At 72.0% G+C, this 25,289-nt stretch carries 18 protein-coding genes; 9 read left to right on the plus strand and 9 right to left on the minus strand.

The features are described from left to right. Positions 1–67: 67 nt before the first annotated feature. The 3 genes from ACH34R_RS02735 to ACH34R_RS02745 form a co-directional block, all read right to left on the minus strand. A complete protein-coding gene (locus ACH34R_RS02735; protein WP_397559679.1) occupies positions 68–898 on the minus strand; it encodes a metallophosphoesterase family protein in 831 nt (276 codons plus the stop codon). A 108-nt stretch (positions 899–1,006) separates the two neighbouring features. Next, positions 1,007–2,593: an amidase gene (locus ACH34R_RS02740; RefSeq protein WP_397559680.1), complete on the minus strand. Its 1,587-nt coding sequence runs from the start codon at positions 2,591–2,593 to the stop codon at positions 1,007–1,009. Then, a complete protein-coding gene (locus ACH34R_RS02745; protein WP_397559681.1) occupies positions 2,590–3,807 on the minus strand; it encodes an MFS transporter in 1,218 nt (405 codons plus the stop codon). The genes ACH34R_RS02740 and ACH34R_RS02745 overlap by 4 nt, the downstream gene beginning before the upstream one ends. Positions 3,808–3,860: 53 nt before the next feature. On the opposite strand from ACH34R_RS02745, the gene ACH34R_RS02750 reads away from it, so the two are divergent. Beyond that, positions 3,861–4,793, plus strand: coding sequence for a GlxA family transcriptional regulator (locus ACH34R_RS02750; RefSeq protein ID WP_397559682.1), 933 nt, complete (start codon positions 3,861–3,863; stop codon positions 4,791–4,793). Positions 4,794–4,811: 18 nt separating this feature from the next. Here ACH34R_RS02750 and ACH34R_RS02755 read toward each other — a convergent pair whose 3' ends face one another. Beyond that, positions 4,812–5,867 (minus strand): amidohydrolase family protein, encoded by a 1,056-nt coding sequence (locus ACH34R_RS02755; RefSeq protein WP_397559683.1) that lies wholly within the window; start codon positions 5,865–5,867, stop codon positions 4,812–4,814. 273 nt (positions 5,868–6,140) lie between these two features. Here ACH34R_RS02755 and ACH34R_RS02760 point away from each other — a divergent pair, with 273 nt between their 5' ends. The 3 genes from ACH34R_RS02760 to ACH34R_RS02770 all read left to right on the plus strand — a co-directional run bounded on the left by ACH34R_RS02760 (position 6,141) and on the right by ACH34R_RS02770 (position 10,830). Then, positions 6,141–6,698 carry an AAA family ATPase gene (locus ACH34R_RS02760; RefSeq protein WP_397559684.1) on the plus strand — a complete coding sequence of 186 codons (558 nt, stop codon included), beginning with the start codon at positions 6,141–6,143 and terminating at the stop codon, positions 6,696–6,698. A 226-nt stretch (positions 6,699–6,924) separates the two neighbouring features. Continuing rightward, positions 6,925–10,428: a CHAT domain-containing protein gene (locus ACH34R_RS02765; RefSeq protein WP_397559685.1), complete on the plus strand. Its 3,504-nt coding sequence runs from the start codon at positions 6,925–6,927 to the stop codon at positions 10,426–10,428. Positions 10,429–10,458: 30 nt separating this feature from the next. After that, positions 10,459–10,830 carry a hypothetical protein gene (locus ACH34R_RS02770; RefSeq protein WP_397559686.1) on the plus strand — a complete coding sequence of 124 codons (372 nt, stop codon included), beginning with the start codon at positions 10,459–10,461 and terminating at the stop codon, positions 10,828–10,830. 39 nt (positions 10,831–10,869) lie between these two features. On the opposite strand, the gene ACH34R_RS02775 is transcribed toward ACH34R_RS02770, so the two are convergent. The 3 genes from ACH34R_RS02775 to ACH34R_RS02785 all read right to left on the minus strand — a co-directional run bounded on the left by ACH34R_RS02775 (position 10,870) and on the right by ACH34R_RS02785 (position 14,227). After that, positions 10,870–12,123 carry a M28 family metallopeptidase gene (locus tag ACH34R_RS02775; RefSeq protein WP_397559687.1) on the minus strand — a complete coding sequence of 418 codons (1,254 nt, stop codon included), beginning with the start codon at positions 12,121–12,123 and terminating at the stop codon, positions 10,870–10,872. A gap of 99 nt (positions 12,124–12,222) precedes the next feature. Continuing rightward, on the minus strand, positions 12,223–13,572 hold the full coding sequence (locus tag ACH34R_RS02780; RefSeq protein WP_397559688.1) for an MFS transporter: 1,350 nt from the start codon (positions 13,570–13,572) through the stop codon (positions 12,223–12,225). Positions 13,573–13,675: 103 nt separating this feature from the next. Beyond that, entirely contained in the window at positions 13,676–14,227 is a 552-nt protein-coding gene (locus tag ACH34R_RS02785) for a snapalysin family zinc-dependent metalloprotease (protein ID WP_397559689.1), read from the minus strand. A 478-nt stretch (positions 14,228–14,705) separates the two neighbouring features. On the opposite strand from ACH34R_RS02785, the gene ACH34R_RS02790 reads away from it, so the two are divergent. The 4 genes from ACH34R_RS02790 to ACH34R_RS02805 all read left to right on the plus strand — a co-directional run bounded on the left by ACH34R_RS02790 (position 14,706) and on the right by ACH34R_RS02805 (position 20,612). Further along, positions 14,706–15,488, plus strand: coding sequence for an enoyl-CoA hydratase/isomerase family protein (locus ACH34R_RS02790; protein WP_397559690.1), 783 nt, complete (start codon positions 14,706–14,708; stop codon positions 15,486–15,488). Between the two features lie 241 nt (positions 15,489–15,729). Further along, the gene (locus tag ACH34R_RS02795) at positions 15,730–18,597 is read left to right on the plus strand and encodes a BTAD domain-containing putative transcriptional regulator (RefSeq protein ID WP_397559691.1); all 2,868 of its coding nucleotides are present in this window, start codon (positions 15,730–15,732) and stop codon (positions 18,595–18,597) included. Positions 18,598–19,233: 636 nt separating this feature from the next. After that, positions 19,234–19,491 (plus strand): hypothetical protein, encoded by a 258-nt coding sequence (locus ACH34R_RS02800; RefSeq protein WP_397559692.1) that lies wholly within the window; start codon positions 19,234–19,236, stop codon positions 19,489–19,491. Positions 19,492–19,676: 185 nt separating this feature from the next. After that, positions 19,677–20,612, plus strand: a complete 936-nt coding sequence (locus tag ACH34R_RS02805; RefSeq protein WP_397559693.1) for a LysR family transcriptional regulator — start codon at positions 19,677–19,679, stop codon at positions 20,610–20,612. A 91-nt stretch (positions 20,613–20,703) separates the two neighbouring features. Here the strand turns inward: ACH34R_RS02805 and ACH34R_RS02810 are convergent, their stop codons facing one another. Both ACH34R_RS02810 and ACH34R_RS02815 read right to left on the minus strand, forming a co-directional pair. Next, entirely contained in the window at positions 20,704–21,129 is a 426-nt protein-coding gene (locus tag ACH34R_RS02810) for a hypothetical protein (protein WP_397559694.1), read from the minus strand. 80 nt (positions 21,130–21,209) lie between these two features. After that, positions 21,210–23,861, minus strand: coding sequence for a CHAT domain-containing protein (locus ACH34R_RS02815; RefSeq protein ID WP_397559695.1), 2,652 nt, complete (start codon positions 23,859–23,861; stop codon positions 21,210–21,212). A 102-nt stretch (positions 23,862–23,963) separates the two neighbouring features. Between ACH34R_RS02815 and ACH34R_RS02820 the strand changes: the two genes are divergently transcribed. Further along, positions 23,964–25,250 carry a S8 family peptidase gene (locus ACH34R_RS02820; RefSeq protein WP_397559696.1) on the plus strand — a complete coding sequence of 429 codons (1,287 nt, stop codon included), beginning with the start codon at positions 23,964–23,966 and terminating at the stop codon, positions 25,248–25,250. Positions 25,251–25,289 lie beyond the last annotated feature (39 nt).

Raw genomic sequence — 25,289 nt, forward strand, 5'->3', positions numbered from 1 at the left:
GGAGAGCTGGAGGAATTCATGCGAAATTGACGTTGCGCATGGTCAACGACAAGCAGATGTCGCCGGGTCAATTCGGCAGGATGGTCCGCAAAGCGCCGGGGGTGGTAGCGCGAGGGCCCCATTCACGGGGATAACCGAGGGAGACCTCTTCAAAACGGACGCCGTCGTGCCATGTGGTGCGCGGAATATGCAGGTGGCCGTAAACGACGGTGGCCGCCTGGAAACGCAGGTGCCAATCGGCCGTGCCGGTCGTACCGCACCACAGCGCGAACTCCGGATAACGCAGAATCCGCGTCGGCTCGCGGACCAGCGGATAGTGGTTGATCAGCACGGTCGGCAGGCCGTCCGGGCGATCTTCCAGCCGCCGCTCGGTCTCCTTCAGCCGGGCGGCGCACCACGCCGCGCGCGAAGGGTAGGGGTCGGGGTGCAGCAGCATCTCGTCGCTGCACACCACGCCGGCGTCGTAGGCCCGTTCCAGGGCCGCCTCCGTGGTGTCCGCGCCGTCCGGGCGGAAGGTGTAGTCGTACAGCACGAACAGCGGCGCGATCACGGCCGGGCCGCCCGGCCCGTCCCAGATGGGGTAGGGGTCCTCGGGCGTCACCACATCGAGTGAGCGGCAGATCTCCACCAGGTGCTCGTAGCGCGGCACGCCGCGCAGCGGCGAGCGGTCGGCGGGGTGCGTCCACAGCTCGTGGTTGCCCGGGGCCCACACGACCTTGGCGAAGCGGTCGCGGAGCAGGCTGAGCGCCCAGGTGAAGTCGTCGAGCAGCTCGGCGACGTCACCGGGGAGGAGCAGCCAGTCGTCCGGCGAGGCGGGCCGGATGCCCTCGACGACGGTCTTGTTGCGTTCGTAGCCCACGTGCAGGTCGCTGATGGCGACTAAAGACCTGTTCGGCAATGGCCGTCCTCACAACGTCGAGACCCCCGGCACGTCCAGCCCCCATCTTAAGGCCCCCGCCGATCGGGAAAGGGGCCCGGCGGCCACCGCGGGTGGCCGCCGGGTCGGTCACGGCCGCGCCGCCGGAGGCAGGGTGGGCAGGTATGCGGGCGGTCTGCGGACCGCGCTCGCCTGCTCGAAGGCGTACCCGAGGGAGATCAGCGCGGGCTCTGAGAGCCGGCCCGCGAAGAACGTCACGCCCAGCGGCAGGACGTCTTTGGCGTACCCGCCGGGGACGGTGATCGCCGGGTAGCCGGACACCGCGGACGGCAGCGAGCTGGCCACGAAGCCGGTGAAGTCGTCGCCGCGCTTCAGGTCGGTGACCCAGGCGGCGTTGTTGGTGGGCGCGAGCACCGCGTCGAGCCGGTGGTCGCTCACCACGGAGTCGATCGCCTGGCGGGCCAGGGTGGTCGCCTTGTCGCGAAGCGCCCGGTACTCCGGGTCGTTCAGGTCGCCGCTGGTGGCCTGCGCCTGCTCGAACAGCTCCTGCCCGAAGTACCGCAGCTCGGTGCCGGCGTGCCGCTTGTTGAACTCGATCAGCCCGGCCAGGTCGCGGGGATGCCTGCCGGGGGTCGCGGCCAGGTAGGCGTTCAGGTCGTGCTTGAACTCGGTCAGCAGCGCCGGGAACTCCGCCTCGGCCACCTGGTCGAGGTGCGGCGGCTCGATGTCGTCGATCACGGTGGCGCCGCGGGCCCGCAGGGTGGCCACGGCGGCGTCCAGGGTGGCCAGCACCTCGGGTTCGCCCGCGGCGGCCGAGCGCCAGACGCCGATGCGCCTGCCCGCCAGCGCGTCGCGGTCCAGTGCATTGAGATGGTCACGGCCGCCGCTCTGGATGACCGACAGCACGGCGGCGGCGTCGGTCACGTTCCTGGTGATCGGCCCGGCGGTGTCCTGCCGCGCGGAGATCGGTACCACACCCGCGCCGCTGACCAGGCCGACGGTGGGCTTGATGCCGACCACGCCGTTGATGCCCGCGGGGCAGACGATCGAGCCGTCGGTCTCGGTGCCGATGGTGACGGCGGCCAGGCTCGCGGCGACGGCCACCGCCGAGCCGCTGCTGGAGCCGCACGGGTTGCGGTCCAGGACGTGCGGGTTGGCGGTCTGGCCGCCGACGGCGCTCCACCCGCTGGAGGACGGGCTGGAGCGGAAGTTGGCCCACTCCGACAGGTTGGCCTTGCCGAGGATCACCGCGCCGGCCGCGCGCAGCCGCTGGACCAGGACGGCGTCCCGGGCCGGGCGGGAGCCGGCCAGCGCCAGCGAGCCGGCGGTGGTGCGCAGCGGCCCGGCGGTGTCGATGTTGTCCTTCAGCAGGACCGGGATGCCGAGCAGGACCCCGCGAACGCCCCGGCGCCGGGCACGGTCGCTGCGCTCGGCCTCCTTCAGCGCGTCCGGGTTGGTCTGCACGACGGCGTTCAGCAGCGGGTCCACCGCGCGGATGCGGTCCAGGTAGAACCGGGTGAGCGTGACGGAGTCGAAGCGACCCCTGTCCATGGCCCGCCCCATGTCCAGGACGGTGGCGCGGTCGAGGTCCAGACCGCGCAGGTGGGGGTGGGCGGGGCGGGGGCCCGGGGTGTGGGCCTGCGCCGGCGCGGCCACCGATAACCCCGTGGCCAGCGCGAGCACCGCGAGTAACCGCACGTGATTCGTGAGATTCATGGTGTCGAGCGTAGTTCGGCGTCGTTCAGGCCGGCACGGCGTAGTCGGCGTACCGGGGCGATCAGGAGCAGGGCGCACACCACGCCGACCCCCACGGCCGCCGAGCCGGCCATGAAGTCGCGGGGCTCGATCAGCGTGGTGACCGGCCCGGCGAGCGCCTGCCCGACCGCCATGCCGGCGACCGAGCCCGCCACCTCATAGGCCGTGACCCGGTTGAGCACGTCCGGCGCGACCTGCGTCTGCACGCTGGTGGACCACATCACCGACCAGAACGCCCAGGCGCACCCGCCGGCCACGTGCGCCAGCATGAGCACCGGCAGCGGCGCGCCGAGCGCCACCATCAGCGGCATCGGCGCGTACCCGGACAGGGCCATCGCGCCCGCCGCGAGCGGTCTGACCGGGCGGAACCTGAGCGCGAGCGTCCCGCCGAGCACCGTACCGAGCCCGAGCGCCGCCATCACCCACCCGTAGTCCGCGCCGATGATCTGCGACGACAGCGGCACGTACGGCCCGACCACCAGCACGCCCAAGAAGACCCAGACCAGGATCACCGACCACATCCAGGTCCGCGCGCGGAACTCCTCCCAGCCGCGCCGCAGGTCCGACAGCATCCTCGTACTCGTCGCGCGCGGCATCGCGGGCAGCCGGACCAGCGCCAGGCACACCCCGCTGACCAGGAACGTCGCCGCGTCCAGGGTGTAGACGAAGCCCGGCCCGGTGACCGCCATGAGCACCCCGGCCAGCGCGGGCCCGGCGAGCTGCGTCACCGCGTCGGCGAACTTGAGCGTCGCGTTGGCCCGCTGCGGGTCCTTGGCCACCTGGGGGACCATGCCGTTGACCCCGGGCTGGAACATGGCCGCGGCGGCGCCCGCGAGGAAGGACATGGCCAGCAGCAGGGGCAGCGGCGGATCGCCGGTGAAGAAGGCGACGGCCACGACACCCTGGGTGATGACGCGGACCACGTCCGCGCCGATCATCATGGTGCGGGCGCCGATCCGGTCGGCGAAGACGCCGCCGAAGAGGATGAACAGGACGAACGGGGTGGTCAAGGCGGCCAGGACATAGCCGACCCCGGCTATGCCGTAGAGCTGCCCGACGGCGAGCGCGGACGCGACCGGCATGAGGGCGTCCCCGAGGAGCGAGATCGCCCGTGCGCCGAAGTAGAAGGTGAAGTTCCTGGTCCACAGCGATGTCACGCGCTCAATACTGGACATCGCGGTCGATCGTGACAGGTGTCCCAGATGACATCATCAGGTACATTCGCGCCATGACCCACCGCGTAGTGGCACTCGTCGGGCCGAACCAGGAGCTGTATCCGGTGACCTCCGCCGCCGCGGTCTTCGGCTACCACGGCCCGGACATCCCGCAACACTACGACTTCCGGCTCTGCACGGAACACCCCGGCACCCTCACCACCACGCTGGGCATCCCCATCCAGGTGGAGCACGGCCTCGGGGCGCTCGCCGACGCCGACACGGCGATCATCGCGAGCTGGTCGGTCGGGCCGACGCCCGCCGTACTCGACGCCGTGCGCGGCGTCCACGCCCGGGGCGGGCGGATCGTCGCCGTCTGCTCGGGCATCTTCGTGCCCGCCGCCCTCGGGCTGCTCGACGGCCGCCGCGCCTCCGTCCACTGGGAGCTGTCCGCAGAGGTCGCCGCCCGCTTTCCGGGCATCCACCTGGACGACACGGTCATCTACATCGACCACGGCGACGTGGCCACCGCGGGCGCCTCCGCCGCCACCATCGACCTGTGCCTGCACCAGGTGCTGCGGGAGTTCGGGGCCGCGCACGCCATGCGGATCGGCCGCCAGCTCGCCGCCGGGCCGCACCGGGAGGGATGCCAGCGGCAGTACCCGCCGCTGCCGACCACGGGTTCCATGCCCGCCTCGCTGGCCCCGCTGCTGGAGTGGCTGCTCGCGAACCTCTCCGCGCCCATCACCGTGGAGGACATGGCCGCCCGGAGCGGCACCTCGGTACGTACCCTGACCCGCCAGTTCGCAGAACAGCTCGGCGTCCCACCGGCCCGCTGGCTGCTCGAACGCCGCCTCGCCGCCACCCGCGCCCTGCTGGAGGAATCCGACCTGCCCGTGGAGACCATCGCCCGGCGCGTCGGCCTGTCCTCCGCGGTCAACCTGCGCCGCCGCTTCCGCACCGCGCTGCACACCACGCCCGCGTCCTACCGGCGCTCGTTCCGCTGAGCCGCGCGGCGGGGGGCATCAGGCGAGCCTCGGTACGAGCCGCAGGGCGTTGCCGGTGTAGACCTGCCGCAGAACCTCGGCGGGCAGGTGCAGGCCGGAGATCGTCCAGCGGCCCATCTGCGGCGGGTCGTCCAGCGAGTGCGCGAACGCCTCGTCGCCGGTCTCCATGAACCGGAAGTGGATGCGGTAGACCGCGCGGTGGGGCGGGATCTCGTCGGTGCCGAACAGAACGCGGTCAGGGTGGCGCAACATCAGCGCGCGGGCCGTGCGCGGCTGGCGGCCCAGCTCGGCGATCCGCGCGGCGATGTCGATGTGGAAGTTGGGGTAGGTGTCCAGCAGCCGGCCGGCGAAGGCCAGGTTCTCCGGCCAGCAGCCCGCGTGGACGCCGATCACGGTGGTCGCCGGATGCTCGGCGATCATCGCCTCCATCGCGTCCATCAGCCGCTGGAAGGGCGGGAACTCCGGGCCGGAGAAGTTCCAGTCGGGGCGGGCGTTGAGCTGTTCGAGCCGTTCGTTGCGCTCGTCCGCGGGCTCGAAGAAGGCCACCGGGTCGGCGGTGTGCAGGGCGATGGGCACGCGGCACTCCCCCACCGCGGCCCACAGCGGGTCCAGCCGGGGGTCGTCCAGCATCAGCAGCTCGCCGCGGTGGTCGCGCACCCGCAGGCCGACGTCCTTCCAGACCTTCAGGCCGGCCGCGCCCTCGGCCACCGAACGGCGGAGCTGGGCGGCCAGCTTCTCGCCGAAGCCCGGCTCGGCGGCCAGCGACCAGTCCACGTGGCAGAACGTGGCGAACCTGCCGGGGTGGGCGGCGTCGTACCGCTCGATGTTCTCGGCCAGCTCCCGGCCCCAGCGGCCGTCGAGGTTGACCATGCCGCGCAGGTTCAGCTCGTCCATCATGCCGATCAGGGCGGAGACGTCCTTGACCATCCAGTCGCCGTCGTCGCTGAGCCAGCGGCCGAGGTGGATGTGGGCGTCCACGGCGGGCAGGGTGGCCCGCTCGACCTCGTGGACGGGGACGTTGAGCTGCGATATCGGGCGATAGGTGGAAAGCGGCGGATCGTACGGCATGCTCATCCCTTGATCCGGTTCGAGGAGTATTCCATCATACAGAATGGCATTCCGAATTGGTGTGTCAAGGGGGCAGAACGCCTTCGGTGCCCGAAACCGGGGGCGGTGGTACCGTGGCTGCCGTACCGGCCGGGCGGCGCGGCGTTGCGGGAAACCCGCGCCATGGCGGCGTCGACGCCTTTGACGGCGGACGCCGAGGCCGCGGCGGATCAGGCCCTTTGCGACAGGCGCGGCCCATCCGGCGGTGACATCCGGCTCCACGACATATGGGGACGATCGATGAAGCGCTACATCCTGACCGGCACGCCTGGATCAGGGAAGACCGCGATCCTGCGCCGGCTGGAGAGCGACGGCCACACCGTCATCGAGGAGGCGGCGACGGACGTCATCGCCCTGCGGCAGGCCCAGGGCGAACCCGAGCCGTGGACGAAGCCGTCCTTCACGGCGGCGATCACCACCTTGCAGCGCCGGCGGCAGGAACAGGCCGCGGCCCTGCCCGGCGATGTGCAGTTCTACGACCGCTCCCCTGTCTGCACCTACGCCCTGGCGGTCTACCTCGGCCATCCGGTCCCGGCGATCCTGTCCCGCGAACTGGAACGCATCAAGGATCAGCGGATCTATGAGCAGCGGGTCTTCTTCGTCCAGAACCTGGGGTCCGTCACTCCGACGGCCGCGCGGCGGATCACTTTCGAGGAGTCGCTGCGCTTCGAGCGGATCCATCAGGAGGCGTACGCGTCGTTCGGTTACGAGTGCGTGCCGATCAGCCCGGGCACGCTGTCCGACCGGGCCAAGGTGATCAAGAAGTACGTCGAGCCGGAGCAGGTCACCTCGGGGTAGCCGATACGGGAACGGCGGGCGAGACAAAGCGGCCCGCGACCGGTTCACCCCGTTCTTCGCCATCATTCCCTCTGGCCCATGTCTGGGTAGGGTTGACGATATGGGGTCCGGGGAGAGAAGCGCTTTCGCCGCTCGGGTCGGAACCGCTCTCATCAGGGAAGTCGAAAGTACGCGGAGACGAGATATCGGCCTTTCGGAAATCATCGACGAGTGCGCCTCCTCTGAGGTGGGCGAGGACGAGGTCGACACAAAGGCGCAGGAGATCGGGGCGGTCGTTCTCAGGGCCGTCGAACTGTGCGGGGACCCGGCGTTACTCGACCCTCTGGACGAGGCCGAGAGACGGCAGGAGCTCGCTCTTTTCGGGTTCTTGCTGGCCTATCTGCTCGAGAACGAGGCCCATGGGCTCGCGCCGCGCCCCTTGGAGGGCCATGTCGAGCTGGTCGTGCGCAGCCCGGACCCACAGCTCGCGGCGATAGTGTGGATCATGGTCTCGGACACTCTCGGCCACCTCGGCACACGGGAGATCAGCGGCGCCGCCGACGCTCGGGTCCAGTCCTGGCTGAGGGAACGCGGACCGGAGTTCCGAGATGTCTTCCTGCGGCAGACCCGGGGCGTGGCCTCGGCGGTCGGTGGAGCGCTCCACGACGAGGCCGAGAACCGGACGCGACGCTATTCCGATCTCCGCACCCTCATTGAGGAGGCTCCCGAGCAGGACGTCACTGACACGCCCGTCCGAGAGAACGAGCCTTACCTGCGCGGGCTCGGCCACAGGGCTTTACGCGCGGCCTCTCTCTGCGAACAGGCCACCGAGATCGGCGCGCTGTCCCCGGAGGAACGCGACGAAGGACTCGCGGCGCTCGTCGCCTTCCTCACCTTCGTGGTCGAGAAGAAGATCTGGCACCTCGCACCGCAGCCCCTGACGTCCTATCCGATCGTCTGCGCGCTGTTCGAGGATCCGGTCGCGCGAGCGCTCGCCGTGAGCTGCGCGGCGTCCATCACCAGGGAGAGCGGCCGCATCCAGGACTCGCTCGACCTCCTGCTGACCCTCGAACCCGACCTTCCGAAGATCTTGCCCGAGCAGGTCGTGACGTTCCGCTTGCACGGTGCGAACACCCTGCGCGACCTGCGCCGTCTCGACGAGGCGGCCGACTGGTACGCCCAGGCCGAGCGGGAGGCCGAAAGGCTCGATCCGGAGGCGAGGGCCACCATCCTCAATGACATCGCGCACCAGAGCCACCGTATGTCCCACCACACCGGTCGCTCCGAGGAGAGCCTCGGCCATGGCACGGAGTACGACCCGAACCCCTTCCGCCCAGGATCGATCTTCAACGATCCCGGCCGGTGGAGGCGTCAGCCCTGGCAGTTGCTGACGCTGGCCCAGAACGCCGGGCACGGCAACGATCCGATCACCGCGTACGAGGCGCTGACCCACCTGGTCGACGTGGCCGCCCCGGCCGACCATGACCTGCTCGCCACGGCGCACCATGAAGCCGCCGAGCTGGCCCACCAGATCGGGGCATCGGCCCGGGTGATCCGCTGGCACGGCTTTCTCTGCCTGTGCGCCACCGTGCTCAGCGGCAACCACCGCGAGCTGGGCGGCAGACTGTCGCGCCAGGCGGCCCGGCTGGCCTCGCTGGACGACCACCTGTCGGCCTTCACGCTGGCCGGCTGGGCGATGGGCGCCGACCACGTCCCGCTCTACACAGCCGGAATCCAGGCCGACATCGGATACGTACTGCTGCGCAACGGCACCCTTGGAGTCGCCAGAGACAGGTTCGGGACATCGCTGGAATCCGTTCCCGGTGACGGGCTCGTCCAGGCGCAGAAGGTCATGGTCGAAACGCTGCTAGGCCTGCCCACCTCCGAGGACGACGAGCCGCGCCGGCGTCTGTCGCCTACCGGGGAGAGGGGGGCGGCGCGCTGGCACGCGGCGGCCGAACTGCTCTCTGTTCCGGCCGATGGGCTCGGGACCTGGTTCGATCTCCTGCGGTACTCCAAAGGCCCGGTCACACTGTGGTCGCCCGGCCTCCAGACCCTGTTGGAGTCGTTACAGCGGCTGCCCGCAGGAGACGGCCGGCCGAACCTCTTCGGCAATGCGCCCATCGACAACGTCAAGAGCCGGATGTTCGAGATCCTCTACACCCAAGGGCTGTTGGCGCTGCTCGACCGCTATTGGGGCGTCCCGCGATGGGCCGGTGCGGCCTGGGCGCTGGCCGGCGGCGGTTCTCCTGAGGCGCGACGCGACGTGGGACTCGATCTCATGGTGGCCGCGCCGACGAAGGAGCGGGCCCCGGCACAGGTCGCCGAGACGGGTCCGCAGGTCACCGAGGCCGAACGTCTCGGGATCGCCGCGCACGTCGATCGGTTGCTGGCACTCACCTTCCTGCCCGGTCCGGCGGCCGAGGCGTTCGGGGACGCCCGTGCCGCCGCCGCGGAACACCGTTGGGCGGCGGAGTTCGTCGCGGCCCATGGGGGCAGGCTCGCGTTCCGGCTGCGGGACGTCGACGACCCCGACGGGGCGTGGGCGCGAATCGACGAACGCCAGAGCCGGTACTGGGACGCGTTCCACCGGCTGCCGGTGCGGCTCCAGGAGGCCATTGCCAAGATCGGAGAGCTGCGGCAGACCGCCGCCGAGGCGGGTCCGGTGCGCGACCTCCGCTCGATCGAGAACGCCTCTCTGGAACGCCTCGCGCCCGAGGACGCCCGGACCGTCCGGGAGGTGTTCGCGTTGCGGGCGAGGGCCGAGGACGTGCTGCCCGCGCATACCGACCGGCTGCGCGAGGAGATCGGCGGCTGGTTCGCCCGTCCCGGGTCGGCCGCGCTCGACCTGGTCCAGGGCACGACGGCGGCGCATGCGATCGTCTGCCGATCCGAGTCCGCGCGGGACGTCACGGTGGCGGACATCGCGGTCGGACGGGCCGAGGCACAGGGTGCGGTCGGCGCACTCCGGGTGGCTCCGGCGGTCCCGGAGGCGGCGGAACGCCTGGCCGCGGCCCTCCGGGAGACGGTGGGCGAGGCGAAGGAGGTGTCGCTGCGGTTGCGCGAGCCGTGGGAGCAGGTTCCGGTCGAGAACCTTCCCGACGCCACCGGACGTTCGCTGGCGCAGGACCATGTGGTCGTACGGCGGCACGGCCGGCGTCCCCGTTTCGGGTTGGCGACGGTGCCCTTTCCCGACCGGGTCGAGGTGCTCGGCGACCCGATGGGCCCGCAGAGCGCGCTCGGCCTCCCCGGAGCCTTCGAGGAGGCCCGGGCCGTCGCGGCTCTGTTAGGCACGGTCCCGGTGGTCCGGGAACAGGTCACCTGGGAGCGGCTGCGCTACAGCGCCCGCACCGCCGACCTCCTGTGGCTGTCGACCCACTGCGAACCCGTCCCCGAACTCGGCGGAGCAGCCGCCCTCCGCCTCCACGACCGCTGGGTGCTGCCCTCAGAACTGGCCGCCCTGGACGTCAACCCTGGCCTGGTCGTGGTGCTGACGATCTGCGCGGGCGGCCGGGCCGTTCCGCTGGGCCGGGTCAGTGAACCCCCGACCGCCACCGCCTTCCTCCGCGCCGGAGCCGACCTCGTGATCTCCCCGCTCCGTCCCATCCACGACACGACCTGGTCCCCCCTGATCGTGGCCGCCCTGACCCGTACCCTGGGCACCGACCCCACCCCCGCCGCCCTGGTCCGGGCCCTGAACGCCGCCACCCCCGCCACCGAACTCTCCGCCCCCTGGGTCATGCACGCCTGACGCGCTTCCACCTCTCTACTCGGAGTCCCCTTGCGCCTGGAACTTGAGAACAGCGGCCTCACCCCCAAGGATCTGGCGTCCTTGGGCGACTTCACCCACTCCCAGCGCCCCACGGGAGACCGTGGCCCCGCCACCGAAATCCTGACAGGCATCTGCGCCAACCTGGCCAGCGGCGCCATCTCCGCCGCCGCCACCACCCTCTGGCTCGCCTGGCGCGACCGCCGCCGGCAATCCCTCCGCGACGCGGAATCCGCCACGGTCCAAGTGGAGTTGGAAACCCCCACCACCACCCACGCCGTGACCATCCACTTCCACACCGACGGCACGGAGGCCGCCCGAACCCTGGCCGCCGGCACGCCCCCCGACACCCACACCATCCGCATCACCTTCCCGGCCCCCTGAACCGCAATTGGTCGTGCCGGCCGAGGGGCGTTGGTTGGGTCAGGGGGTGGGGGGATCGGCGGCCTGGGTCAGGGTGGCGAGGTTCATGCGGAGGATGTCGAGGGCCAGGTCGGTGTTGATGTGGTCGAGGGTGTCGCCCGCGGTGTGGATGTGGGTGTTGGCACCGTCGGAGCCCTCGATGGTGAGGACCGCGGGGATCGAGGCGTCGATGAACGGCACATGGTCGCTGTTGAACGGGTTGAGCGAGGTCTGCACGGCCAGCTCCGTGTAGCCGGCCGCCGCGGCGGCGAGGGAGTCGATCAGGCCCTTCGACAGGGCCGCGCCCTCCAGCAGGACGGTGGGCCGGGCGGTGTTGAGGGTGGCGATCATGTCCATGTTGACGACCGCCTTGATCCGGGCCGCCTCGGTGGGGCCGAGGCTCGCGACGTACTGGGTGCTGCCGTGCAGCCCCTGTTCCTCGCCGCCGAAGAGGATGAGGCGGATGTCGTCGTGGGTCTGGTGGCCGGCCAGCACGCGGGCGATCTCCAGGAGGCCGGCCGCGCCGCTGGCGTTGTCGTCGGCCCCCGGGGCGGGCGCGGAGGGACCGCCGGCCAGGTTGACGGAGTCGAGGTGGGCGGTGAGCATCACCACGCCGCGTACGGCGGGCTCGCCGCTCCCCAGCCGGTCGGCGATGACGTTGTGGCAGCGCCCCGACCCGACGTTGATCGGGGCCAGCCGCGCGATGTATCCGAGCTCTTCCAGGCGGTCCCTGGCCAGGGCGGCGGCGGCGCCGAAGCCTGTGCTCAGCGAGTGGCGGGTGCCGAAGGCGACCAGTTCGCCGAGCACCTCCAGGTAACGCTCGCCGGACACCTGGCCGGTCAGCGCCTCGATGTGCGGGACGGGGGCGCGCTCGGCGCGGGGCAGGGTGCGGAAGACGACGCCTTCCGCGGGCAGCGGCTCGACGCGGAAGCAGACCTCCGCGCGCGGCGCGATGCGCGGGAGGAGGGCGTCGGAGGCGGCGATGATCAGGTACCGGCCCTTGTCCACCAGCACGGGGACGTCGGGGTGCTCGTGCTGGAAGACCCGCCCGACCTGCGTCACCAGGCGCAGGTCGGCGGGGCGCGCCGGGGCCGGGCGCTCCTCGGGCCGCAGGCCGCTCGCGCGCGCCCGCTCGGCCGCGGAGACCCAGAGATCGTCGTCTTCGGTCCAGTAGACCAGCGTGTCGTCCAGCCGTGTCCAGGGGAGGCCGGGCGGGGCGACACGCGCCGCGTCGCCGTCCGGTTCGCCGGTCAGGCGCACGGTGCCGAGTCGCATCTGAAGGCCCCTCCTGGTGTCGGTAAATCTCCGCCCAATTGTGAGCGCGGGACCCCGCCGCGGTCCCGCGATCGGCCGCACCTGTTGGAGCCCCTGATTTCAGCGTGCGGCCGACCCCACGGCCTCCGGGGTCGCGGCGTCCGCCAGGGCGCCGCGCCCGGCCGCGCGCGGCGCGACCCAGAGGCCGGACAGCGCGATGACGAGCCCCGCGGCGAACACCGTCCAGTAGCCGGAGGCGGCGGCGACGAACAGCGCGCTGGTGACGGCGACCGACACGACCGAGAAGACCATCTCGCCCACCTGGAGCGCGGAGCTGTTGACCCCCTGCTCGCCGGGCGCGGACAGTTCGAGCGTGCGGACCGACAGGGTCGGGTACACCAGGCCCATGCCGAACCCGGCCACGATCCACGACGGGTAGGCCAGCGCCACCGGCACCGCGTCGAAGGTCACCAGGCCCATGAGCAGGATGCCAAGGGCGATCGCCGCCGAGCCGCCGAGCAGGTTGGTCTTGCGCCCGAAGACCTCACGGCCCTGCAACCAGGAGGCGAAGGACCAGGTCAGCGAGCCTCCGGTGAGTGCGAGTCCGGCGATGACCGGTGACAGGTCGCGCTCGTTGATGAGCATCAGCGGGGTGATCACCTCGGTGGCGAAGAACGCGCCCGCGGCGATGCCGCGCAGGGCCACCACGGCGGGCAGGCCGCGCGCGGCGCGCAGGGTGCCGCGGGGCAGCAGCCGGGGCAGCGCCAGGCCGAGCAGGACCAGCCCGGCGAGCAGCAGGGCGAGGTTGCCGCCGCTGCCGTACTGCATCAGGCCCGCGCCGACGGCGGTCAGCGCGGCCCAGCTCACCTTGCGCAACAGGCCCGGGGCGGGCTCCGCCTGCCCGCCGGTGATCGGCTGGCCCGCCAGGCCGCGTACCAGCGCGAGTCCGGCCAGGACGGTCAAGGCCGGTACGGCGAGGAACACCCACCGCCAGCCCACGGTCTCCACGATGACGCCGACCACCGCGGGGCCGATCATGGACGGCACCACCCACGCGGTCGCGAACAAGGAGAAGATCTTCGGATGTTGGTCCTCGGGATAGACCCGGGCCACCACCACGTAGAGCGAGACGTTGACCAGCGCGCCGCCGAAGCCCTGCACCAGCCGTCCCGCGATCAGCACCTCCATGGCCGGGGCGAGCCCGGCGAGGAGGAGCCCGCCGCCGAAGGCGACGGCGCCGGTCCACAGCGGGGCGGCCGGGCCGCGCAGGTCGGCCCACCGCCCGCCCAGGACCGTGCCGACGACACCCGCGGCCATGGCCCCGCTGAAGGCGAGGCCGTAGAGTTCCAATCCGCCGAGTTCGCGTGCCACGACGGGCATCGCGATCGCCACCGCCATGTACTCGAAGGCCACCAGTGACACCATCGCCACCAGGCCCGCGCTCAATGCTCTCTTCGCTCTCTTCGTCATGGCGGTGACGATACGACCAGCGCATACGCGGACACATCAGACAAAAGCCCTAGAGCATGCAGGCGCATGGACCTAGGGCCCGCAGGGCCCTAGGTCCAGGAGATCAGCGGACCGGCTCCAGGGCGCGATCCTCGTAGATCTTGTTGAACTCCACCTGCGGGGTGACGGGCCAGCCGGCGAAGTTGCGCTCGACCTCGGCGCGCTCGGCGGTGTTCGGGTTGGGGTTGGTGCAGCTCGTGCCCGCGCTCGCGCCCGACATCAGGTCGGTGCAGCGCCCGGTGCGCCGGTCGGGCAGGCCGAGGATGTGGCCGATCTCGTGGGTGGCGATCCGCAGCGGGTTGTGGCCCTGGGAGGTGGCCTGCCTGCCCATCCAGACGTATCCGCGGCCCAGGCTGGTGGGTTGCGCCCGGGGCCAGCCGTTGTCGGCGTAGACCACGAAGTCGGCGGGCGTGCCCGCCACGAGCTGGACGTTGGAGACGCTGGAATTCCAGATCTGCGCCGCCTGATCCACCACGCCGCGGAACTCTGCGGCGCGGCTGGCATCGTACTTGAGCACCCTCGCCGCGGTGGCCGTGGCCTGAGGGGCAGGCGACAGCACGGCGAGGAAGGCCGATCCCAGGACCAGCGCGACGATGGTACGGAGGAACCTTGACACGTGAACCTGTCTCCTCGGGGGTAGGGGGGTGCGCCGGCGAAACCGGCGGTGGAATCCCGAGTAAGGGATGGTGTCAAGGTAAGCGCGCGGCAGGTCTCCAGGGATGACGCATATTCCCTCTATCATCGTGTTATGTACTGCTGACCAGGGAAAACGCCATGTCCGGATAAGTCCTGACAGCAGGCGCGCCCGCCTCCCGGCCCCCGACGGGTCCGGCCGCAACGGAAAGCCCGCGCGCAAAACGCCCGCATTCGCCCGCCCCGGCGTCGCCTTCCCGCACGGCGCACCGCACAATGAGATCGTGGATCAACCACCGCGCCGGAATAAAGGACACCCGCCGCCCGGCGTGCCACCATGCCACATACAGCGGCCGGGCGGCCGTGAACAGCGAAGGAGGCCATCTCCGCGACCGGGGATATGTGGCATCGCATATTTCGGAAGGCCGTAACGCCCTATTCTCGCAACACCAAGGAGGCCCATGAACAACGCCGATCCGGCCCAGATCGTCACCCTGACCCACCCCGCCGCGCACGTGGCGCTGATCACCCTGAACTCCCCGCCGGTCAACACGCTCAGCCGGGCCGTCCGGGAGCGGATCATCGAGATCGTCGGGGGCCTGCACCGCGACCCTGAGATCCGCTGCCTGGTCCTCACCGGTACCGGCGGCACCTTCACCGCGGGCGCGGACCTGCGCAAGGACATGGGGCTGACGGGCGACCGGATCGATGAGTTCCTGACCGGCTTCGACGGCGTGCTGCACGCCCTTGAGGACTTCCGCGCCCCGGTCATCGCCGCGGTGAACGGCGCCGCCGCCGGCGGCGGTCTGGAACTGGCCCTGGCCTGCGACATCAGGATCGCCGCAGGTGACGCCTTCTTCGTCGCCTCCGGCGTCAACGTCGGGCTGATCGCGAGCTTCTGGCGGCTCGCCCGCGTCGTGGGCCTCGGCCCGGCCAAGGAGATCCTGCTGACCGGCGACCGCTATCCCGCGGAGCGGGCGCTGCGGTGGGGGCTGGTCACCGAGGTCCATCCGCCGGGCGAACTCCTGCCCGCCGCCCTGGCCAAGGCCCGGCGCATCGCCTCCCGGCCCCCGCTGTCGGTGGAGGCCGCCAAGGCGTGCGCCGCCCTCGCCCCCGGGCTGACCAGGGAACAGGCCGCGGCGCTGCAGGCGGAGAAGTTCCATGCGATGGTGGCCACCGACGACCACCGCGAGGCGGTCGACGCCTTCCTGTCCGGGCGCGCCGGGCGCTACCACCGCCGGTGAAGGACCGCCGCGGTATTACTCGCGGGATACATGACCGTTTCCGAGCCACCGGTTTTCACGGAACCGTGACGCGCCTCAGGTGAAATATCCATTGACAAGAGGCGTTTGCGAATACCGCATTCTATGGAATTTAATGAGTAAAATACCCCCCATGCACCCATTTGAAGGGTCGTGGCCGTAATTTTATTATGGGGGCTACTTATCCTGAGAGGGTGCCGTGGAGTTTCGCATACTGGGACCGGTGGAGGTCTGGCGGCCCGGCGGACCGGTCCCCACCGGCGGGTTCAAGCAGCGCAGCGTGCTGGCGTTGCTGCTGCTCAACCTGAACCGGGTGGTCACGTTCGAGCGCATGATCGACCAGGTGTGGGGCGCGCGGGCGCCCGACGCCAGGAACACCGTCCAGCGCCTGGTGTCCCGGCTGCGCAGGGTCATCGAGGCGGACGACGGCCGGGCGCCCAAGGCGTCCCTGGAGACGCATTCGGGCGGCTACCTGTTACGGGCCGACCCCTCGACGGTGGACCTCTACCGCTTCGAGGGGCTGGTGGAGCAGGGCCGTACCGCGCAACGGGCCGGTGACCACGGCCTCGCCGCCAGGCTGCTCCGCGACGGGCTGCGGCTGTGGCGCGGCCCCGCGCTGGTCGGCGTGGCCGACGGGGTGCGCGACGTGCCCGCGGCCCGCCTGGAGGAGGCCCGCCTGCTCGCCCTGGAAGACCGCATCGAGGCCGACCTGACCTCAGGCCCGGAAGAGCCGCTGGTCGCCGAGCTGCGCGAGCTGGTGGCCGACCACCCGCTGCGCGAACGGATGGTCGGCCTGCTCATGGTGGCCCTGCACCGCTTCGGACGGCAGGCCGAGGCGCTGGAGGCCTACCAGCGGACCAGGCGGCACCTGGTGGAGGAGCTGGGGCTGGAGCCGGGCCAGGCGCTCCAGCGCACGCACCAGGAGGTACTGGCGGGCGACGTGACGCCGGCCGCCACCGGGCGGGCCACCGCCCACCTCCAGGTGCCCGCGCAGTTGCCCGCCGACGTCCCCGACTTCACCGGCAGGGCCGAGCAGGTGCGGCTGCTGTCGGAGATGCTGCGCGGCGAGTCCGAGGGCTCGCCGGTGGTGGTGGCCGCGGTCGGCGGCGGCGGGGGCCTCGGCAAGACCACGCTGGCCATCCACGTCGGGCACCTGCTGCGCGACCGGTTCCCCGACGGCCAGTTGCACGCCAACCTGCACGGGGCCGACGGCAGGGACACCCCGGCCGCCGAGGTGCTCGGCGACTTCCTGCGCGCGCTCGGGGCCAGCGGCGCGCACATCCCCGAGGCCGAGGACAAACGCGCCACCCAGTACCGCTCGATGCTGGCCGGGCGGCGGGTGCTGGTGGTGCTGGACAACGCGCGCGACGCCGCCCAGGTGCGCCCGCTGCTGCCGGGCACGCCGAGCTGCGCCGTGTTGGTGACCAGCCGGGCGCGGCTGGCCGACCTTGAGGGCGTCCGCCTGATCGACCTGGACGTGCTGCCCGCCGAGGAGGCGGTGGAACTGCTGGGGAAGATCGCCGGTCCCCGGCGGGTCGCCGCCGAGCCGGAGGCGGCCCTTGAGGTCGTCGCCGCCTGCGGCAACCTGCCGCTCGCGGTCCGCGTGGCCGGGGCGCGGCTCGCCGCACGGCCCGGCTGGAGCCTGGCCACCCTGGCCGCGCGGCTGGCCGACCAGCGCAGGCGGCTGGACGAACTTCGGATCGGCGACCTCGGGGTGCGGGCCAGCTTCGAGCTGAGCTACCGGGCGCTGCGGCCCGGCCAGGCCGCCGCCTTCCGGATGCTCGGCATCCCCAACAGCAGCGACATCACCCTCTCCGCCGCCGCGGCCATGTTCGCCATGCGCGAGCCCGCCGCCGAGGCCGTACTGGAAAGCCTGGTGGACGCCTACCTGATCGAGACCCGCGAGCCCGGCCGCTACCAGATGCACGATCTGATGCGGGCCTATGCCAGGCAGCGCGGCAACGAGGAGGACACCGCCGCCGAGCGCTCCGCGGCACTGCAACGGCTGGTCGATCACTACCTGGCGACCGCGCGTACGGTGGACCGGGCGGTGGGGCTGACGCCGGTCGGCCGTACCGAGGGCGACCACGGGCCGCACCCGCTCAGCAGGTCCGCGCCCGCCACCCGCTGGCTGCAACAGGAGCGCGCCAACCTGGTCAGCACGATCCTCCAGGCCACCGGCTCCCCCGCGATCCGGGTGCTGCCCATCGCCCGGCTGATGGACTCCATGGGCGGCTTCCTCGGGCGCGGCTTCTTCGGCGAGTGGGAGGAGGCGGCCGGCGCGGTCCTTGAGGCGGCGCTGCGCGACGGCGACGAGCCCGCCGAGATCCTGGCCCGCAACGCGCTGGGCATCCTGGCCGCGGAGCGGCGGCACGACCTGCCCACCGCGAGCCGCCACCTGCACCGGGCCTGGCGGCTGTGCCGCGACCTCGGCGACCGGCCGGGGCTGGCCCGCGCACTGAACAACCTGGGCGCGGTCTACACGATGCGCCGCCGCTACCGCGAGGCGGTCGACTACCTGCGCGAGAGCCTGGCGGTACGGCTCGCGCTGCCCGAACCGCTGGGCGTCAGCGCGGTGCTGAACAACCTCGGCACGGTTTACGTGAAGATGGGGGCCTTCGAGGAGGCCGACGCGACGCTGCGCGACGCGCTCGGCATGACCCGCGCCGAGCGCGACCACTACACCGAGGCCAACACCCTCAACTCGCTGGGCAACCTGCGCTACGAGCAGGGCGACCACCGGGCCGCGGTCGAGTTCCACGAGCGGTGCCTGGACATCTGCCGGCGGATGTCGCTGGCCAGGGTCGAGATGCTGGTCAGGGTCGACCTGGCCAAGGCCGAGCGGGCCAGGGGCGACCTCGGCGCGGCGCTCGGGCACTGCGTGACCGCGCTGCGGATCAGCCACGACCTCCGCGCCCCGTACGCCGAGGCCCGCACCCTCTACGAACTCGGGCACATCCGGCACGGCCTGGACGAGCCGGAGTTCGGCGACGACGCCTGGCGGCGGGCCCTGAAGCTCTTCGAGGAGATCGACGCACCAGAGGCGGCCGACCTGCGCGCCGCCCGGGAGGCCGGCCTCTTCCGCTGGTGAGGCGGGTACTCCCGCACCGGCGCCGAACCCGTCGGCGGTCGCGAGAAATCGATTTCCCCCTCGCGACTGCTACCGGGGGCGCTCATGACAGCACAAACCGGCGAACGCGACGCCGGCCGACCAACGGGCCGCACCGGACGGAACATGCTGAAGGCGGTGGCAGCCGCGGCGCGGGCGTACGCTCACCTTCGTCCACCTGGGGGACGCCAACCGGCAGGCGCAGTTCCGAGCGCTCTTCGCCGAGTTCAACAAGATCAACCCGAACATCAGGCCGGTCGCGCAGGCCATCCCCGCCGACAACCGGGCGGTGTTCGCCAACACCGTGGCGCCCAGGATCGCCGGCGGATACGCGCCGGACATCATCCAGATCGCGACCGAGCCCGAGACCTACCGCGAGGTCCGGGCAGGGCACTGCCTGCACGCGACGGCAGCAGGCGCAACCCCTGCGACGAGATCGGGTGCGGCGACCACTACGTGCGGGCGATGGCCCGGGTGGAGCGTGCCCGACGCCCTGACCGGACAGAGCTGCCGCGCCCCCGACACGCTGCGCGTGGCGCTCCCGCCGATCGGCGGGGCGTCGTCCGCCGCGGGCCGGGTGCGGCGACCACTACGTGCGGGCGATGGCCCGGGTGGAGCGTGCCCGACGCCCGGACCGGGCAGAGCTGCCGCGCCCCCGACACGCTGCGCGTGGCGCTCCCGCCGATCGGCGGGGCGTGGCCGGTGGTGCTGGACGTCGGGTGGGGCGTCGTCCGCCGTGGGCCGGGCGCGGTGGAGGTCGAGCGCTCCTCCGGCCACTTCGCGCCGCGCCGCCGGGTGCTGCGGGACGAGGACGGCGCGGTGGCCGCCGAACGCGATCATGCCAAGACCGCGATCGTCACCCGAGGGCGGTGCTGAGCGTCGAGATCTGGGCGAGGCGAGGTCTGACGAAGGCCGGGGCCGGGCGAGCCGCACTCCGCCCGGCCCCTTTCCCGCGGAATACGCCAGGAATACGCGGGCCGGTTCGATATTCACTCGTTCCATGATGCGTGTCATAGTTCGGTGAACGGAGGGGCCGTCACCGAGCAAGAGGAGCGGAATCCGTGGAACTGACTTTGCTCCGGTCGTTTCTCGCGGTGTATCGGACGGGGTCCTTCACCAAGGCGGCGGGACTGCTGGCGATCTCACAGCCGACCGTTACCTGTCAGATACGTAATCTGGAAAAAGAGATCGGCCAGTTGCTCTTTTTGCGGACCTCGCGCGGCGCGATCCCGACCGAGGCGGCGGAAGAACTGGCCGAGGAGACCGGCGCGCACATCGACGCGCTGGAGGCGGCGGTACTGCGCCGGCAGGACCCTCTCGACCTCACCGAACGCACCCTCTCGCTGGCCGGCCCCGCCGACATGGTCTCGACGCTGCTGCTGCCCGCGCTGGCCGGGCTGATCCATGACGGGCTGCGATTACGGGTGGGCTTCGGACCGACCAACGACCTGCTGGACGACCTTTCCGCCGGTCTGCACGACCTCGTGGTCGCGACGGCGCAGCCGCGGCGGCACGGGATCGTCGAAACGCCGCTGATGGACGAGGAGTTCCTGCTCGTGGGACCGGCGGCGCTGGCCGGCCGGGTGCCGCCCGAGCAGGTCGCGAGCGCGGGCCCGGCGGCGCTCAAGGGGATCCCGATCATCGCCTACGCCGACAACCTGCCCATCGTGCGGCGTTACTGGCAAACCGTCTTCGCCGAGCGCCCGTCGTGCGGCGCGCAGGTGGTGGTGCCCGACCTGCGTGCCGTACTGGCCACGGTCAAGGCGGGCGGCGGGATCTCGGTGGTGCCGTCCTACCTGTGCGCCGGCGAGCTCGCGCGGGGGGAAATCCGGCCGCTGCACGAGCCGGCCACCCGGCCGTTGAACACCCTCTATCTGGCGACCCGCACCGGGGCGAGCGCCAATGTCGTGCTCTCCGCCGTCCATTCACATCTGCTGACGGAGGCGAAATCGTGGAGTGCGATGAGCGCGGGCGTTCATTCCGATTCGCAGCAGTGACCGCCCGGGCCCCCTCTTCCGGCCACGGGCGGTCCTCCGACGCTCGGATACCGGCCCCTGTTCGGTATCCGCGTCCATTCGGCCGCCTGCGTCAGATGAGCAGGAACCGGTCGGTGGTCTGCATCGACACGATCTGGAAGTCCTCGTTGTGCAGCACGGCGGTGTAATGGAACAGATGGCCGCGCACGCCGGTGGCGGGCACCGGGATGTTGAACGTCTGCACCAGTGCGAACCCGTCGCCGGCGCGCTGGAAGGGCGGGGTGCCGAAGCGCTGCGGCGGGATCTGCGGGTCCAGCATGGGCGCGCCGCCGCCGGTGCTGTCGTCGATCGCCGAGACGGTGAGCGTGTACGGCCCGCCGGTCATGGTCTGCATGCCCGCCTCGATCTCCACGACGAGGTCGAAGCTGGACGCCGGCATCTCACCGGCCACCTCCGGAGCGTTAGGCGTCGTGTCGGGAATCCGGCCACCCTTCTGGGTGGTGTGGATCTGGGAGATCCGCGCATTCCTGGGATTCATGTCGTGCCTTCCGATGCGAAGCGCTGCTTCCACACCTGAACAGAGACACCGACGGCCGATCTGATACCTCCGGACGCGCATCAACCCGCGGCGGTCAGCGCGAAATCCGCCCCCATGCACACGAACCCGGCGGCCACCGCGGACGACTCGAAGTTCTCTCCGGCGATCTGCGCCTGTGCCTGGGCCAGCGCGGCGGCGGCCGAGTGCCCGGCGGCGAGCAGCTTGTGCATGGCGATCATCAGCGTGGTCGTCTCGGTGTCCAGGATCGACAGCACCGGAGCGATGATCACGCGGGCGCCGAGCGCCATGAAGGTCGCGCTGAGGCCGAGCAGTTCGTCGCCCGCGCGGACCACGAACCGCCCACTGTCGCACGCGGCCAGCACCACCATCTGCGGCGCGCGGCGCAGCCGCTCCAGGTCGTAGATGGTGAGCGGGCCGTCGGCCAGGCGCAGCGAGGAGAACAGCGGGTTGGTGCCGTGCAGCCGCCCGTGCGCGGCCAGGTGGGCGAGCCGGGCGCCGTCCAGGGCGGTGAGCACCGACTCGGCGGTGGCCGCGCCGTCCACCATGGCGGGCACGGAGTGGATCGACGCCACGCCCTCGGCCTCGGCGCGCGCCCCCGGCAGGCCGGGGCCCGAGGCCGCCAGGATGGGCCCCTCCCCCGCCGGCACGCGGCCCGCCGCGTGCCACAGGGTCGCCGACGGCGCCAGGCTCACCGTACGGCCCGCGCACGACGGCAGCACCGACCAGGGCAGCGCCTGTAGCGACCCGCTGGGGATCAGCACCAGCGGGCGGTCGCCGACCTCGGCGGCCAGCGGGCGCAACAGCGCGGCGTCGAGCCGGGCCGCGGCGTCGCGCAGCATCGCCGCCGCGGCGGGCCTGCTCCCCGGCACCTGGTGGTGGCGGGCCAGCCGGCGCAGCGCGAACGGCACCCGCTCGGCCAGCGACCTGATCGGCCCGTACGGCCCCAGCCGGTGCAGCCGCACCCGCTCGTCCACCACCGTGACCGCGTGCAGCGCGTCGTCGAGCTGAACGAACTCCACGAGCGCGCAGCCGGACAGCGCCCCGGCCACCTCGCGGGCCGACACCACGGCCGCCGCCGCCGGTGAGCCGCCGGCCTGCCTGCGGCAGTAGTCGCGGATCTCCCGCTCCAGCGCCACCTGCCGGTGGACCAGCCGCCCGACGGGCGCGTCCTTGGCCCGCCGCTCGTTGATCTCCCCCGACAGCGCGCGAAGCTGGGCCAGGGAGTCGGCCAGGTAGGGGTCGTCCGGCGGGCGCGGCGGCTTCTGCAGCAGGTGCCTGGCCCGGCCCCGCTCCGCCCAGGTGAGCACGCGGGCCGCGTCGCCGCTCTCCAGGGCCATCCGCAACCCGAGGTCGGCGACCTCCACCCGGTAACGCGAGGCGTGCGCCCGCAGGTCGGTCGCGCCCAGGGTGGCCCGATGGTCGTCGTGGACGCGCAGCGCCGTACCGATGGCGACCGCCGCGCCCCTGCGGTCGCCCCGCGCCAGCCGCGACAGCGCCTCGGCGTGCCAGGCCCGGACCCGCAGGATCGCCGGGCCGCGGTTGCGCCCCCGGCCGGCCTCGGCCAGCTCCCGGCCGCCGCGCTCGGCCCAGCCGTGCCGCAGCGCGAGCTGACCGGCCAGCATCCGCGCCTCGGTCACCGACCCCGGCCAGCCGGCCGCGGCGAGGTCGGCCGCGCAGCGCTCCATCCGCCCGACGGTCACCGCGGGCGGCACGCTGCCCGCCACCCGGGAGCGCAGCATCACGAACCGGGCCAGCGCCGCCCACCGGGACCTGCGCTGCCTGCCGAACTCCACGGCCGCCTGCCCCGCCTCGCGTACCGCGCTGACGTGGTCGTCCTCCAGGAAGGCGACCCGGGCCAGCAGCAGCCGGGCCTCGGGCAGGCCGATCCCGCGCCGCCTGCGCTCGAACTCCGCCACCGCCTCCTCGGCCGCCTCCCTGGCCTCGGCGATCAGCCCGGCCGAAAGCAGCAGCTCGCTGCGGTCGACCAGGATCCAGCAGACCTGGTGGGTGTCCAGCGCGCGGAACCGCCGCTCGGCCAGGTCCAGGTGGCGCAGCGCGGCCGGGACCTCGCCGCGCATGGCGTTGACCCAGCCGATGTTCAGTTGCACGATCGCCGCCGACAGGTCCAGGTCGAGTTCCTGGCACAGTGCCTCGGCCTCGCGCAGGTCGGCCTCGGCGGCGGCGAACTCCTGGCGGTAGCCGTGTACGACGCCTCGGTTGGACAGCACCCGCTGCAACCACAGCCGGTCGCCCGCCCTGCGCAGCACCGGCACCGCCACGCGGTACCTGCCCAGGGCCTCCTCCGGCCGCTTGAGGTGGTTGTAGATCACCCCGCGCTGGGCCTCGGCCCGCGCCCTGCCCACCCGCGAGAGGGCGGGCAGCGCCCGGTCGATCTCCCGCATCGCGTACGGGATGCGCCCGCGCAGGCACCACACGAACGCGAGCCGGACCCGCGCCTCCGCCGCCAGCTCGGCCGATCCGGCCCGGACGGCCAGTTTGATCGCCGCGCGCAGGCGCCGCTCGGCCACGTCCAGGTCGTCCAGGTGGAGCCCGGCCACCCCGAGCGCGCGTGCCGCCACGGAGGCCAGGGCGAAGTCCCCCCGGGCGCGCGCCCGCTCGACGGTCTCCCCTGCGATGATCGTCAGACGGGCCGGGTCGGCTTCGGCCAGCCGCAGCAACTCGGCGCCTGCGTCGGAAGGGCTCGTGTCCACCATCGAAGTCTTTCGCAAGATCTTTTGCCTGTGATGTATCAATCGGGCGACATCCCGCCTCTGTGGATGACGACGGTTGCTCCATCAGGAGGGGCAGAGAGGATGGCCATGCAGCTCAACGGCATAGTCCGCCGCGAGACCGAGGCGTTCCACGCGACTCGCGTGGTGGTGGATCTGAAGGACGAGAGCCTGCTGGACAAGGAATTGGCGGATCTCCATGTGCATACGGTCGAACGGGAGGAGAGCGAGCCGCTGGGGCTGGCGCTGCGCGAACTCGACGGCCTCGAAGCCGCCATGGAGAATCTCCCCAACCGGACCGAACTGATCGGCCTGGCCAAGAAGGCGGGTGAGGGCACCTACTCATCCCATGAAGAGCTGACCCATCTTGACCTGCTGCTCTTCTATATCCGCCGGAAATACTCGGGCACTCACTCAGGCTGGCATCCAACGGTCGCCAAGGAGCGCTTCTACGAGAACCCCGAGGGCTCGCCGTACAGCGGGGGCAACACCGGCCACCCCCGGCCGCTCAAGACCGGCGAGTCGTTCGCGCTGCCCGCTCGGGTCGACGCGGACCGGCCGCCGGTCCGGGTCGGCGTGATCGACACGCCGCTGTTCGCGCACGAGGAGCTGGCCGGGCGCTACCTGGCCGCGCACGACGGGCTGCTGCCGCGCGCCTCCGACTGGGTGTCCTTCGGCGGGCACTGCCTGCTGGTGTGCTCGCTGGCCGCCGAGCAGGCGCCGAGCGCGGAGATCGTGATCAGGCCGGTACTCGACCCCGACACCCTGACCACCACCTCCTGGACGCTGGCCAAGGAGATGGTCCAGGCCCAGACCGACGAGCTGGACATCCTGGTGATGGCGCTCGGCGGCCCCACCGCCGACGGTGAGGAGCCGCTGGTGCTGGCCCGCGCCTGCGAGCGGACCCCCGGCGTGGTGAAGGTCGCCGCGATCGGCAACCACGGGCGGCCCGACGACTGGTGGAGCGGCGCCTTCATGGCCGAGGAGATCGGCCGTTCCCCGCTGGACCCGACCGTCCCGATGTGGCCGGCGGCCAGCCCCACCGTGATCGGCGTCGGGGCGCTCAACGAGGAGGGCGGCCGGGCGTTCTTCTCGCCGAGCCAGGAAGAGGCCCCCTGGACCGACTGCTGGGCCCCGGGCACCAACCGGCGTGGCCTGTTCCTGCCAGGTGATGTGGAAATGGTGCGGATGAATTACGATTCGGGCACCGTCGAGCGGACCGGGGAGATCACCGACTTCGGCCAGGGATACGCCGAGTGGGACGGCACCTCCTTCGCCACGGCCCATGTGGGCGGGGCGATCGCCGCCATCGCCCAGGACCGGGGCGTGAGCGCCAAGGAGGCCGCGCGCATCCACCTGGCCCGCGGCTGAACCGGAGGGAGTCGGCGGCGGATCAAGGCAAGGGAGGCG

Origin of the sequence: Spongiactinospora sp. 9N601, from assembly GCF_044326295.1 — a bacterium.
GTDB classification, from domain to species: domain Bacteria; phylum Actinomycetota; class Actinomycetes; order Streptosporangiales; family Streptosporangiaceae; genus Spongiactinospora; species Spongiactinospora gelatinilytica.